We start from the raw sequence: 12901 nt of genomic DNA on the forward strand, positions 1-12901 counted from the left end.
CCCTGCCTACACCTCCGCGCCCAGGCGCTGGCTGATAACGGTGGAGACGCCGTCGCCCCTCATGGTCACACCATAGAGGGCATCGGCTACTTCCATGGTCCGCTTCTGGTGGGTGATGACAATGAGCTGGCTGGACTCCCGGAGTTCCTCGAAGATGGTGATGAGGCGGCCCAGGTTTGTGTCATCCAGGGCAGCTTCCACCTCGTCCATCACATAGAACGGCGAGGGCCGCGCCTTGAAGATCGCAACCAGCAGGGCCACTGCCGTCAGGGAGCGTTCGCCGCCGGACAGGAGCGAAAGCCGCTTGATTTTCTTGCCGGCAGGGCGGGCCTCCACCTCGATGCCGGTGGTAAGCATGTCCCCCGGGTCCGTGAGTACCAGCCGTCCCTCTCCGCCTGGAAACAACCGGGCGAAGACCCCGGTGAACTGCGCCTGGGTATCCTCGAAGGCTTCCGTGAAAACCCGCTGGACCCGGTCGTCCACTTCCTTGATGATGTCCAAAAGGTCCTTGCGGCTGGCCTTCAGGTCCTCCAGTTGCGTGCTGAGGAACTGGTGGCGCTCTTCAAGCGCGGCGAATTCCTCCAGCGCCAGGGGGTTGACCCGGCCCAGGCTGGCGAGATCGCGTTCTGCCTTCCGGAGCCGCTTCTCCTGCTCCTCGCGGATATAGGGCTTGCCCTCGATAATTTCGGCTCCGCCGGCGTCCACCGGGGCACGCAGTGCGGCCCACTTGTCGCTGCTTTCTTCGGCCGGGACCGGAACGGGGACTTCCGGCCCATAGTCCGCCACCAAGGCATCCGGGGTGATCCCGAGTTCCTCGATGGAGCGGCTTTCCAGGGCTTCGATGCGGGCACGTTGCTGGGTGCGGGCCAGTTCATCGCGGTGGACGTTGTCCGTGAGCTCGGCAAGTTCCCGCGCGAGCAGGTCATTCGCTGTCCGGATGTGCAGCAGTTCCTTGTCCCGCTGTTCCCGGTTCTCTTCAGCAAGATCACGTTCGTGCCTTGCCAGGTCTACGGACACATCCATGTACCGCAGGGCCAGTTCGACGGCGGCGGCTACGGCGGCAGCCCGTTTCGCCTGGGCCCGGCGGCGGCGGGCGCGTTCGGCGGCTTCCTCCCGGGCGCGGCGCTCTGTGGCAGCGGCGCGCTCCAGCGAATCGACGCGGTTCCGGGTTGCGGTCAACTGCTCTTCGGCGCTGCGCAGTGACAGCCTGGCCTCCACCTCGGCAGCGCGGGCTGTTGAGGCAGCCTGCGCGAGGGCGTCCCGGTGCTCTGTGGAGGGCTCCTCTTCCAGCGGCGCATCCTGGGCTGCGGCAAGCCGCGTTGCGACGGCGGCGAGCGCTTCCTGCTCGGCCGCCACATTGGCTTCGGCTCGGGCCAGCGACGCCGCAAGCCGTTCGCTTTCACCCACCGCGCTGCGGAGTACTGAGTTGAGGTGGCCGAGGCGTTCGGCCACGGCCGCCAGCCTGGCATCTGATTCGTGCAGCCGGTCGAGGGCGGCGTCGGCGCGTTCCTGCGTCTCAGCCCGCCGCGCCTCTGCCCCGGCCAGGGCAAACCTGTTCCGCTCCAGCTCGGCAGTGACGGACGAAAGCTGGCTTTCGGCGTCGTCCACGGCAGCCTGGACCTCAAGGAGGGACGGGGCCTTTGCCGAGCCGCCAGTAGCTGAAACCGCGGTGAAAACATCCCCTGCCCGGGTTACCGCGGTGGTTGCGGGGTGTGCGGACACCAGCGCGGCTGCCGCCTTGACATCGGCGACGACGGCGGCGCCGGCCAGCAAGTGCCTTACCGCCGGCGCTGCGCGTCCTGCGTCCTGCACCAGTCCCGCTGCCCAAGTGGCCCCTTCCGGCAGGGGCGCGCCTTCATCCGCTTCCGCTCCCTGCGCCGCAGCCGCAGCATCGAGCAGGAACGTGGCCCTCCCGGCGTCGTCGTCCTTGAGCAGTTGAACCACAGCGGCTGCAGCCTGATGGTTCTGTACGAGGACGGCGTCCGAGGCTGCCCCCAGGGCGGCGGCGATGGCCGTTTCATAGCCTGGTTCCACCGTCAGCTCGCCGGCGAGGGTTCCCAATACCCCTGCCAGTCCGGAATTAAGGATGTGCCCGGCACCGTCCTTGCGGTTCAGCCCAAGTTGCAGGGCGTCCCGGCGGGCCACCAGCGCATCACGCTTGCGGATTCCCTCGCTGACGGCCGCTTTGAAGCCCGAGATGTCCTGGAGCACTGCATCGAGCGCTTCGCTGGCGGCCTCGTAGTCGGCGTCCAGGGACTCCTCCCCTTCTTCCACCCCTGCCACCTGGTTTTCGAGCGCAGTGAACTCGGACTGGGCGCGTGCGCGCCGTTCCGCCCCGGCGGCCTGGGATTCCCGGAGCCGGCCCAGTTCGGCTTGCGCTGATTCCACCCGTGACCTGGCCGCAGCAACCTGCCCGGCCAGCCTGGCCAGTCCCTCACGCCGGTCCGCGGCTGCCCGCAGCACCGCCGTGAGCCGCTTGTCCTCGGCCAGGGCGGCAGCCTCCGCTTCCGCCTTCGCGGCGCTGGCGGCCTCAAGGCCACTGCGCATACTAAGGATGTCGCGTTCGAGCCCGGCAAGTTCCCCGCGCACCCGTGCAGCCTGCCGCTCGAGCTGTTCAGGATCGCGGCCAGCTGGCGGGGGCTCCGTGGACCCGAGCAGGCGGGTGCGTTCCTGCGCCAACGTCCCGAGGGAACGGAGCCGTTCACGCGAGGCGGTCAGCCGGTACCAGGTGTCCCTCGCCTCGTTCAGCTTGGGGGTGGCTTCCGCGGCCAACTGCTCCAGGGCAGCCTGCTGCCGGCGCCCCGCTTCCAGGTCCTGCTCGACGGCGGCGCGCCGGGATTTGAGCGCAGCTTCGTCCGCGACGTCCTGCTCCAATGCTTGCTGCAGCTGGACGAGGTCGTCCGCGAGAAGCCGGGCCCGGGCATCACGGACGTCGAACTGGACGCGCTGGGCGCGCCGGGCCACCTCTGCCTGTTTGCCCAGCGGGGTCAGTTGACGCCTGATTTCCCCGGTCAGGTCGGTAAGCCGCTGCAGGTTGGCCTGCATGGCCTCCAGCTTGCGGACTGTCCGCTCCTTGCGGCGCCGGTGCTTCAGGATTCCGGCGGCTTCCTCAATGAAGCCGCGGCGGTCCTCCGGAGTGGCGTGGAGTACCCGGTCCAGCTGGCCCTGGCCCACTATGACGTGCATCTCCCGGCCCAGGCCTGAGTCGGACAGCAGTTCCTGGATGTCGAGCAGCCGGCAGCCCGCACCGTTGATGGCGTACTCGGAACCGCCGGCCCTGAAGAGCGTCCGGGAAATGGTGACTTCGCTGTACTCGATAGGCAGGGCACCATCAGTGTTGTCAATGGTCAGCGACACGTGGGCGCGCCCGAGCGGGGCCCGGCCGGACGTTCCGGCGAAAATGACGTCTTCCATCTTGCCGCCGCGCAGGGTCTTGGCCCCCTGCTCCCCCATGACCCAGGCCAGGGCGTCCACCACATTGGACTTGCCGGAACCGTTGGGGCCCACGACGGCAGTGACGCCGGGTTCAAAATTGAAAGTGGTGGCGGACGCAAACGACTTGAACCCCCGGACGGTCAGGCTTTTGAGGTGCAAGGCTTTTGGATCTCCTGGATGGCTGGGACGGATGCTTCCCTGCACCAAATCTACTGCTTACCGGCGAAATGGCCCGGATTGACGGGCCACTACTCCTGCGCGAGGGCACCAGGACATCCGGCCGGCGGTTCTACTACCAGCGGCCGTTGCGGGGACGGGGCTGGCACACGGGACAGGTGTGTGAGGAACGGTTCATGAACTGCTCGCGGCGGATGGTTGCGTGGATTCCCGCAGCGGCGCACCGCTTGCACGGCTGCCCCTCGCGGCCGTAGGCGTTGAGGGACCGGTCGAAGTATCCCGAGGCGCCGTTGACGTTCACGTACAAGGAGTCGAAGCTGGTTCCGCCGGCGGCAAGCGCATCCAGCATGACCTCCCGGGCGCTGCCCAGAACCCGTTCCGCTTCGGCCCGGCGCAGGGTGTCGGTGGGCCGGGCGAAGTGGAGGCGGGCGCGCCACAGCGCCTCGTCCGCGTAGATATTTCCGATGCCGGACACCAGGCCCTGGTCCAGCAGGGCCCGCTTCAGGCCCGTTTTGCGGCTGCGGAGGCGGCGGTAGAAAAGGTCAAAGGAAAACGCCGGATCCAGGGGGTCCCGCGCAATGTGCGCCGCTTCCTCTGCGATCAGCGGAAGGGGCGATTCAGCGAGGCCGCCCGGGCCGCCGTCGTCCGTTGGCACCAAAGCGGTGACGAACAGCCCGCCAAAGATCCGCTGGTCCACGAACCGCAACTGCTCCGGCATGCCGTCGCGCGAACTTAGCCGGATCCTTACTTTAAGGTGTTTTTCATCCGCAACACTGCCGTCCTGCATCAGCAGTTGGCCGCTCATGCCCAGATGCGCCATCAGCGCCACCTTCCGGGGGCCGGCAGGCCCGTCAGGAAGAGGCTCGTCAGGGAGCGGCACGTCAGGACGCGGCACGCCAGCAAGGGCAGATTCATCCAGCAGGGGCATCCACAGGAACTTGCCCCGCCGCACGACGTCGGCAACGGTTGCTCCTTCGAGGTTTCCGATGAAGTCTTCGGTGCCCAGCGCGTGACGGCGGATGGAGCGCTGGTCCAGGACCTCCACGCGTTCGATGGTCCTGCCGCGGACCCAGCTCACCAGGCCGCGGCGGACCACCTCAACCTCGGGGAGTTCAGGCATGCCGCCTACTTGGCAGCTACGGAACCGGCGGACTTGCCGGCCGGCGCGGAACCGGCGTTGCCGGTGAGCGCCCGCCAGGCGTCGGCGGCAGCTTCCTGCTCCGCTTCCTTTTTCGAGTGGCCGGTGCCCTTGCCGTAGGCCGTCCCGCCGATGTTCAGGACGGCAGCAAAGATCCGCGCATGGTCCGGGCCGGAACCTTCCACTGCATAGTGGATGGTTCCCAGCTGGCGGCTGGCTGCCAGTTCCTGGATGCTGGTCTTCCAGTCGGTTCCCGCGCCCAGGGCAGCAGCATCCTTGAGCAGCGGCCCGATCAGCCGCATCACGAGCTGGCGGGCCGTCTCGATGTCGTTGGACACGTAGGTGGCACCGATGAGCGCCTCCATGGTGTCGGCAAGGATGGAGGCCTTGTTTTTGCCCTCGGTGAGCTTTTCGCCCTGCCCGAGGTAGATGTAGTCGCCGATGCCGAGGCTGCGTCCGATGCCTGCGAGGGCACGGGTGCTGACCACGGCGGAGCGCCGCTTGGCAAGGTCACCTTCGGGCAGGTCCGGGTTGTCCCGGTACAGAGCGTCCGTCACGGAGAAGCCCAGGATGGAATCACCCAGGAATTCGAGCCGCTCATTGGTAGGGATGCCGCCGTTTTCGTAGGCGTAGGAACGGTGTGTGAGCGCAAGACGAAGCGTCCCGGCGTCAATAGAGACACCGAGACGCTTCAAAAGCTCTTCAGTTGAAGACATCATGTCAGCCGGAGGGGCCGATTAGACGTCCGCGACCTTGCGGCCCTTGTACTCAAGGAACAGCGCAGTGCCGGCCGAGTCGGTGACAACCTTTGCCTGGTGCGGCAGGCTGTAAGTAACCTGGCCGTTCTCCACGGTCTTCACCAGGTGGGGGGCGGTCGCCTTCCACTGCGAGCGGCGGGCGCGGGTATTCGAGCGAGACATTTTCCGCTTGGGAACAGCCACGGCTAACTCATTTCTCTCTAGACAAACACGTACAAATCAATTTTGCCGGTCAGGCTTAGCCATATCAGCTAGGGCAGCCCAGCGAGGATCCAGGACCTCGTGGTGGTGCCCCGGCTCGTCTTCCAGGCGAACTCCGCATTCGGAGCAAAGGCCCTGGCAGTCTTCCCGGCACACCGGCTGGAACGGCAGATTGGTGACAACCGCGTCCCGCAACACCGGTTCAAGATCGATTACATCGTGCTCGACTCGACGTTGCTCTTCATCATCTTCTTCGTCCGAAAGCTCTGCGCCTTCATAGAAGAAAAGTTCTTGCACATTGACCTCGAGGTCATACGCAAGGGGATCCAGGCATCGCCCGCATTCACCGGTTACTTCGGCAAGCGCGGTTCCTGATACCAGAATTCCTTCGTGTACGGCCTCAAGCCTCAGATCCAGCTCGATATCCGAGCCTTCCTGAACACCAATAAGCGCCACACCAAGATCACTTGGTGCGGGTACATGTTCCTTCAGTGTCCGCATGCTTCCCGGACTGCGTCCGAGGTCCTTGACGTCGAACGCCAGGGGCGAACCAGCATCTCGTTTAATGAGAACTCCTGTTGAACATATGACCGACGTACCATCTTAGCCTGAAGAGCCACGGGGACTCAAACCAGGCAGCCGGCGGCGCCGAAGTACCGGACTAGCCTACCCTCTTGGCTGCTGTTCAGGCGCAGACTCGCCCGGAAGCATCCTTCGATGCACCGACCTGGGGACATAGTCCGAAACGCTGCCGCCCAGGCTCGCAACCTCTTTGATGAGGGTGGAGGACAAATGCACGTAGTGGGCCTCGGCCGGCAGGAACACTGTCTCCACGCCGCTGAGCTGGCGGTTCATGGTGGCCATGGGAAGCTCGTAGTCGAAATCCGAGGAGGACCGAAGGCCTTTAACAATCGCTGAAACGCCGCGCTGCCGGCAATACTCGGCGAGGAGACCTTCCCCAACGGGTTCCACCACAATGCCTTTAAGGGAAGCAAGGGTTTCCCGCGCCATCTCCAGCCGCTCTCCCAAAGGGAACCTGTACGTCTTGGCAGGGTTGGTGGACACAGCAACGATGACCTCGTCAAAGAGGCCTGCAGCCCGTGCAATGACCTCGAGATGGCCGTTGTGGATGGGGTCAAAGGATCCGGGGCAGACAGCTCGTCTCATGCTCCGAACCTACCCCATGAAAAGGCCGGGATACCATGACTGGATGCATCCACGACGGGAAATTTCCACCCCCCTGGCCCCCGCCCCCTGGCAGCGGACGGCGCTCGGAGCCAACCTCCTGGGGCCCGACGGCGGGCTCGGAATCACGATCTTCGAGGAAATGACCGCCTTGGCGGTGCAGACCGGCGCAATCAACCTGGGCCAGGGCTTTCCGGATGAGGACGGGCCGCTGGAGATACGCGAAGCCGCCCGCGAGGCGATCGCCTCCGGGGCAAACCAGTACGCGCCGGGCAAAGGCCTGCCGGGACTCCGGGAAGCAGTGGCTGCGCACCAGGAAAGGTTCTACGGACTCTCCCCCGACCCGCAGACCGAGGTGATCGTCACTACCGGCGCCACCGAGGGCATTGCCGCCTCCCTGCTGGCGTTTGCAGGACCAGGGGACGAAGTCCTGACCTTTGAACCGTTCTACGATTCCTACGGCGCAGTCATCGGCCTCTCAGGTGCCACGCACGTGACGGCTCCCCTGCTGGCCCCGGACTTCATGCCGGACCTCACCGCGCTGGAGGCAGCCTTCAACGAGCGGACCCGGATCGTGTTGCTGAACAATCCCCATAACCCCACCGGCGCCGTCTTTCCGCGCCCGGTGCTGCAGCGCGTCGTGGACTTGGCCCGGAAGCACGACTGCCTGATCGTCACTGACGAGGTGTACGAACATCTCACCTTCGGCGACCGCCACGTCCCGGTGGCCTCCCTGCCGGGAGCCGCCGACCGGACCATCACCATTTCCTCAGCCGGCAAGACGTTCTCTCTGACCGGCTGGAAGATTGGCTGGCTTACCGGCCCGGAGGAGCTCGTGTCCGCGGTACGCACGGTTAAACAGTTCCTCACCTACAGTTCGGGCACGCCGTTCCAGTCAGCCATTGCGGGCGGGCTCGGCCTGCCGGACGCTTTTTACAGCGGTGTTGCGGCCACCCTGAAGCACAAGCGCGACATCCTCAGCGAAGGCCTTCGGGCAGCCGGTTTCGACGTTTTCACACCGCAGGGAACGTACTTCGTCAACGTGGACACCGCGCCGCTGGGCATCCATGACTCCGTGGACCTTGCACGCCGGCTCCCGGACCTGGTGGGCGTGGCCGCGATCCCGGTTCCCGTTTTCTGCCACCCCGAAGGTGCTGAGAGGACGCGGAGCCTCCTTCGGTTTGCGTTCTGCAAGAAGACCGAAGTCCTGGAGGAGGCGGCCGCCCGGCTCGCCACCCTCAGCGGACGGCTCTGATGCCGGCAGGCAGCGGCGGGAGGGTGGAACGGTTCCTGCGAACCACCGGGCAGCACGCAACCATTGAACCGGACGCCTTCACCAGCGGCAGCTACGTACTGAGCATCGGCGGCGCGGAGCAGTCCCACGTGAACCTTGCACACCCGGACGAGATTTTCTACGAGTACCTGCGGCGGATCGGCCACCTGGTGGACCTGGCCGCATCACCCGGACAGCCCGTGACGGCATTGCATCTGGGAGCCGGGGCGCTGACGCTGGCACGCTACATCGAGGCGACCCGGCCCGGATCCGTTCAGTACGCGGTGGAACTGGAACGCGAACTGCTGGATTTCGTCCTGCGCCACCTGCCCCTCCCGGAGGGGACGGACCTGCACACCATTATCGGCGACGCCCGCGCTGCCCTCGCTGACCTCGAGCCCGGACTCCGGTTCGACGTCGTGATCCTCGACATTTTCTCCGGGCCGGAAGCACCGGCACACCTTGCCTGCACACAGTTTTACAGTGAGGTGCGGGAACGGCTCACCCCGGGCGGGCTGCTGATTGTCAACGTGGGCGACGAGCCGGGCCTCACCCTGGTCCGCAGCCAGGTCGCGGCGATGCGGCAGGCAATGGGCGACGTAGCGGCGTTTGCCGAAGCGGGCATGTTCGAGGGCCGCTACCCGGGCAACATCGTCCTCGCCGGCACGCAGACGCCCTGGCCGGAAGGCTGGTCCGAAGCATTGGTGTCCCGCGGCCCGCATCCCGCCAAAGTCCTGGCCGGCGTGGACCTGGACATGCTCGCGCCCCGAACCTGATCACCCAGTCCTGGTAAGCCTAGTCCTGGTAAGCCTAGTCCTGATCAACCACATCCTGATCGACCAGGTCCTGGTCAACCACGTCAGGGTCAATGGCGTCCGGTACAAAAGGCTCTGCGTACCACAGCCGGGTCTCACCGTATTTCTTCTCCGCGAACCGAGCCAGGCCGCCGGGCCAAGCCGGCTCAGGGGAACGGGACGACCGTTCCACCACCACCACAGCCGCCGGCGAAAGGTGGGCAGCGAGCTTTTCGAGCACCGCGGACAGCGCGGCCTCCTCCAGCGGATAGGGCGGGTCCAGGAACACCAGGTCCCAGGTTGCGGTGGCGGCGGCGCGTTCCAGGAAAGGCTCCACCTTCGAGCGGTGGACCGTCACGGCTTTGCGGCCCAAAACACCATTGATCAAGTCAGCGTTGCGCTGGCAAACGGCGCTTGCCTTCGCGTCGAATTCCACCAGGTCCACGGTCTGCGCGCCCCTGCTGCCGCTCTCCACCCCCAGCGAACCTGAGCCCGCATAGAGGTCCAGGACCCGCGCACCGGTGATGACGTCAAAGGCGTCCAGCCGCGAGAACAGCGCCTCCTTGACGCGGTCAGTGGTGGGCCTGGTCAGGGAACCCGGAACAGGCTGGAGCGGCGTACCGCCGGCAGCGCCGGAGATGATGCGGCTCATTCGGAACCCCCGCTTCGGACGCCGTGTGCTCTGGACTCAACCGTGCTAACCGCGTTCAAGAAACGCCTCCTTCTCGGGGTTCAGGTACTTGTCGATGGCCTCTGCGAGATCCGGGTGTGCGCCCAGGGACGGGTCCTGCGCCACAATCTGCTGGGCGTCGTCCCGGGCGCGGCTGATGACAGCTTCATGCTCGAGCACACGCAAAAGTCTCAGGGTGGAGCGCCCGCCGGACTGGGAGGCGCCCAGGATGTCACCCTCGCGGCGCAGCTTCAGGTCCTCCTGGGACAGTTCGAAACCATCCGTGGTGGCCGCCACGGCGTCCAGCCTCCGCCGGCTGGGGTGTTCAGGTTCCAGCGCGGTGACCAGCAGGCAGGTCCCCGGCAGGCCGCCCCGGCCCACCCGGCCGCGCAGCTGGTGCAGCTGGGAGATGCCGAACCTGTCGGCGTCGAGAATGACCATAAGGGTGGCGTTGGGAACGTCCACGCCCACCTCGATCACGGTGGTGGAGACCAGCAGCTTGACGGTGTTTGCCGTAAAGCCCGCCATGGCGGCGGTCTTCACTTCGGGCGGCTGGCGGCCGTGCAGTGGTGCCAACGGAACCCCGGAAAGGGCGGGCTCGTCCAGAAGCTGTTCGACAACGGCGTTAACCGATGCCAGTTCCCGTCCGTTTTCGCCATCCGAGCCCTCGGCCAGGTCGGCTTCCCCGGGGCTGAAATCGCCGTCGTCATCGGTGCCGATCTTCGGGCAGACGACGTACACCTGGTGTCCGGCGTCGATTTCCTCACGGGAACGGGCCCAGATGCGGCCGGCCCAGGCAGGATTCTCCGCAAGCCCCACCAGATGCGTGCTGATAGGTGCCCGGCCCTCGGGGAGCTCGTCGAGGACCGACGTCTCAAGGTCCCCGAACACGGTCATGGCAACGGTCCGCGGGATGGGGGTGGCGGTCATGACCAGCAGGTGGGGCGGCTTCCTGGCTTTGGCGCGCAGTGCATCGCGTTGCTCCACGCCGAAGCGGTGCTGCTCGTCCACCACGATCAGGCCAAGATCGTAGAACGTGACGTTTCCGCTGAGGAGGGCATGGGTGCCGATGATGATCCCGGCCGTGCCGGAGGCGGCGTCGAGCAGGGCCTGCTTTCGGGCGGCGGCAGGCATGGAACCGGTCAGCAGCGTGACCTGGACGGACGCGTCGTCGAGCCCTCCCAGCAGACCGTCCCTGGAGAGCGGCCCGAGTGAGCGGCGGATCGACTCGAAGTGCTGGGCGGCGAGGACTTCGGTGGGCGCCAGCAGTGCCGCCTGTCCCCCGGCGTCCACCACCTGCAGCATGGCACGCAGCGCCACGATGGTCTTACCGGACCCTACTTCGCCCTGCAGCAGCCGGTTCATGGGAGCGTCCCGGGCAAGTTCCGCTGCGAAGGTCTTCCCGACGGCGGCCTGCCCGGCTGTGAGGGTAAACGGGAGGTTGGCATCGAACGCGGCAAGGAGGCCGTCAGCGACCGGCCGGCGTGCCGTGGCTTCTTCCGCGGCCAGCTGTGCCCGGCGCCTGGCCAGCGCGGACTGCAGTACCAGCGCCTCGTGGTACCGGAACCGGTCGCGCGCCCGGCGCCAGTCGTCAGAGGACTCGGGAGCGTGGATGAGCCGGTACGCCTGGGCCAGCGGCAGGAAACCTTCGCGGGCAGCGACTGCCGGGGGGACGGGATCGGGCAGGGCGTCCAGGTCCAGGGTTTCCAACAGTGTGCCGATGGTCTTCTGGATTTTCCAGCTGGGAAGTTTCGCCGTTGCCGGGTAGACCGGGATGGGCATGGCCGCGAGTTTTTCCGGGTCCTGGCCGCCCTCGCTGAACGGGTCTTCGTCCAGGAGCTGAAAGTCCGGGTTGGTCAGGCCAAGCGATCCCTTGAAGCTTGTGACTTTTCCCGAGAACAGGGCCCGGCGTCCCTGCAGGAGTTCCGCTTTCGCTTTGTATCCGTTGAAGAAGCTGATTTTGAGGGTGCCGGGAACTTTGCCGCGGTAGTCCCGGCCGCCTACCAGCCGAAGCCCCTGCTGCCCGTCGTCGTCGGACACTATGACGTCGGTGATGGTTCCCCGCCGCGCCTGCATGTTCCGTGTGCTGCTGGACAGCACCCTGGCAATGAGGGTGACTTCCTCGTCGAGCGGAAGCTCGCTGATGGGCGTAAGCTCGCCCCGGGACATGTAGCGGCGCGGAAAGTAATGCAGCAGGCCTTCCACTGTGGTGATGCCGAGGTGTTTTTCGATCACCGCCGCGGAACGTTTTCCTATCCTGCGCTCCAGCGCAAGGTCCATTTCAGCGTTCATGCCCACTGGAGTTCACTGCATCCGTGTGCGGTTCCCGCGGCAGGGCGAGTTCGCTGATACTGATCTGGGCCGGCTCCCCGAGGGACCGGATGATGGCAACGGCGGCTTCGGGGGCGGGAACGTGGACGTGGACACGCCAGCGGTAGTTCCCGTCGCTGTCGGGGTTGCTGCCCACCTGGCTCATGATGACGGACTCGCCGATCTCATCGAGCTGTTGCCGGAGGCTGGCGGCATTCAGGGGCGAGAGGTTGATGGTGCACATCACTTCGACGCCGTCGTCATCCGGCATGGCAGTGTGGATGTGGGGATCTGACACGTCATAGCCGTGCAGCCCATCGAGGAGCTCGCTTTGGAGTTCCTCGCCCAGGACGGCGGACCGGAGGCAGTCCAGGATCAGGAGCATTCCCACTCCGCCGGCGTCCACCACCCGCGCGGATGTCAGGGCATCGAGCTGGTCCTCAGTGCGGATGACGGCGGCCAGGGCCGCTTCGACGGCGGCATCCAGGGCCAGGCCCAGGGCGTGGTTGCTGTCATCATGGTTTTGTCCGGCATCCACGGCGGCGGCGGCCCGTGCCGCAGCCTCCATGACTGAAAGCATCGTTCCCGGGACGGGATCACTGAGGGCCGACCACGCGCGGATTTGGGCGCGGTTCAGGGCAGCCGCCAGCAGTGTGGAGGTCAGGCGGGTGTGGCCTGCCAGTGGTTCGGCCGCCGCGCAAAGGAAAACGGAGAACAGGGTGCCGGAATTTCCCCTTGCCTCTTCCATGGCCGCCTGGCCGGCAGTGGCCAGTACAGCCCCAACGTCCAGTTGTGCAGGCTGGTCGCCGGCTGCCGCGGCAGAGCGGGCGGCTGCGCGGACGGTGATGTACAAGTTGGTGCCTGTGTCGCCGTCCGCCACCGGGAAGATATTGATGGCGTTGAGGCGGTCGCTGTGGTTCCCCAGCACGGTCTCAGCCTTGCCCAACCACCTCTTCATCG

At 66.1% G+C, this 12901-nt stretch carries 11 protein-coding genes; 2 read left to right on the top strand and 9 right to left on the bottom strand.

Translation table 11 applies throughout. The features are described from left to right. Positions 1 to 6 precede the first annotated feature (6 nt). From smc to coaD, 6 genes are all read right to left on the bottom strand, one after another. Positions 7 to 3594 (bottom strand): chromosome segregation protein SMC, encoded by a 3588-nt coding sequence (smc, locus tag M1D93_RS11510; RefSeq protein WP_461171682.1) that lies wholly within the window; start codon positions 3592 to 3594, stop codon positions 7 to 9. Between the two features lie 133 nt (positions 3595 to 3727). Next, entirely contained in the window at positions 3728 to 4732 is a 1005-nt protein-coding gene (gene mutM / locus M1D93_RS11515) for a bifunctional DNA-formamidopyrimidine glycosylase/DNA-(apurinic or apyrimidinic site) lyase (RefSeq protein WP_461171683.1), read from the bottom strand. A gap of 5 nt (positions 4733 to 4737) precedes the next feature. Further along, positions 4738 to 5466: a ribonuclease III gene (rnc, locus tag M1D93_RS11520; RefSeq protein WP_461175000.1), complete on the bottom strand. Its 729-nt coding sequence runs from the start codon at positions 5464 to 5466 to the stop codon at positions 4738 to 4740. A 21-nt stretch (positions 5467 to 5487) separates the two neighbouring features. Next, on the bottom strand, positions 5488 to 5691 hold the full coding sequence (gene rpmF / locus M1D93_RS11525) for a 50S ribosomal protein L32 (protein WP_009356569.1): 204 nt from the start codon (positions 5689 to 5691) through the stop codon (positions 5488 to 5490). A gap of 36 nt (positions 5692 to 5727) precedes the next feature. Continuing rightward, positions 5728 to 6252 (bottom strand): YceD family protein, encoded by a 525-nt coding sequence (locus M1D93_RS11530; RefSeq protein ID WP_458782138.1) that lies wholly within the window; start codon positions 6250 to 6252, stop codon positions 5728 to 5730. A 123-nt stretch (positions 6253 to 6375) separates the two neighbouring features. Continuing rightward, positions 6376 to 6876 carry a pantetheine-phosphate adenylyltransferase gene (gene coaD, locus M1D93_RS11535; RefSeq protein ID WP_461171684.1) on the bottom strand — a complete coding sequence of 167 codons (501 nt, stop codon included), beginning with the start codon at positions 6874 to 6876 and terminating at the stop codon, positions 6376 to 6378. A 43-nt stretch (positions 6877 to 6919) separates the two neighbouring features. Between coaD and M1D93_RS11540 the strand changes: the two genes are divergently transcribed. Further along, the gene (locus M1D93_RS11540; RefSeq protein WP_461171685.1) at positions 6920 to 8149 is read left to right on the top strand and encodes an aminotransferase class I/II-fold pyridoxal phosphate-dependent enzyme; all 1230 of its coding nucleotides are present in this window, start codon (positions 6920 to 6922) and stop codon (positions 8147 to 8149) included. Continuing rightward, a complete protein-coding gene (locus M1D93_RS11545) occupies positions 8149 to 8943 on the top strand; it encodes a spermidine synthase (RefSeq protein ID WP_461171686.1) in 795 nt (264 codons plus the stop codon). Before M1D93_RS11540 ends, M1D93_RS11545 begins: the two co-directional genes overlap by 1 nt. Before the next feature lie 34 nt (positions 8944 to 8977). Here the strand turns inward: M1D93_RS11545 and rsmD are convergent, their stop codons facing one another. From rsmD to M1D93_RS11560, 3 genes are read right to left on the bottom strand one after another with little or no spacing between them, the layout of a single operon-like run. Further along, on the bottom strand, positions 8978 to 9613 hold the full coding sequence (gene rsmD, locus M1D93_RS11550; RefSeq protein WP_461171687.1) for a 16S rRNA (guanine(966)-N(2))-methyltransferase RsmD: 636 nt from the start codon (positions 9611 to 9613) through the stop codon (positions 8978 to 8980). 45 nt (positions 9614 to 9658) lie between these two features. Next, positions 9659 to 11923, bottom strand: a complete 2265-nt coding sequence (locus M1D93_RS11555) for an ATP-dependent DNA helicase RecG (RefSeq protein WP_461171688.1) — start codon at positions 11921 to 11923, stop codon at positions 9659 to 9661. Further along, entirely contained in the window at positions 11913 to 12899 is a 987-nt protein-coding gene (locus M1D93_RS11560) for a DAK2 domain-containing protein (protein ID WP_461171689.1), read from the bottom strand. The genes M1D93_RS11555 and M1D93_RS11560 overlap by 11 nt, the downstream gene beginning before the upstream one ends. Between the last annotated feature and the right edge of the window lie 2 nt (positions 12900 to 12901).

The sequence above is a fragment of the Arthrobacter sp. Z1-9 genome, from assembly GCF_054792695.1.

Excerpts from the sequence above, each read along its gene's own strand:
- mutM (WP_461171683.1), bottom strand. The coding sequence starts at position 4,732 with ATGCCTGAACTCCCCGAGGTTGAGGTGGTCCGCCGCGGCCTGGTGAGC.
- rnc (WP_461175000.1), bottom strand. The coding sequence starts at position 5,466 with ATGTCTTCAACTGAAGAGCTTTTGAAGCGTCTCGGTGTCTCTATTGAC.
- coaD (WP_461171684.1), bottom strand. The coding sequence starts at position 6,876 with ATGAGACGAGCTGTCTGCCCCGGATCCTTTGACCCCATCCACAACGGC.
- M1D93_RS11540 (WP_461171685.1), top strand. The coding sequence starts at position 6,920 with ATGCATCCACGACGGGAAATTTCCACCCCCCTGGCCCCCGCCCCCTGG.
- M1D93_RS11545 (WP_461171686.1), top strand. The coding sequence starts at position 8,149 with ATGCCGGCAGGCAGCGGCGGGAGGGTGGAACGGTTCCTGCGAACCACC.
- rsmD (WP_461171687.1), bottom strand. The coding sequence starts at position 9,613 with ATGAGCCGCATCATCTCCGGCGCTGCCGGCGGTACGCCGCTCCAGCCT.
- M1D93_RS11555 (WP_461171688.1), bottom strand. The coding sequence starts at position 11,923 with ATGAACGCTGAAATGGACCTTGCGCTGGAGCGCAGGATAGGAAAACGT.
- M1D93_RS11560 (WP_461171689.1), bottom strand. The coding sequence starts at position 12,899 with ATGAAGAGGTGGTTGGGCAAGGCTGAGACCGTGCTGGGGAACCACAGC.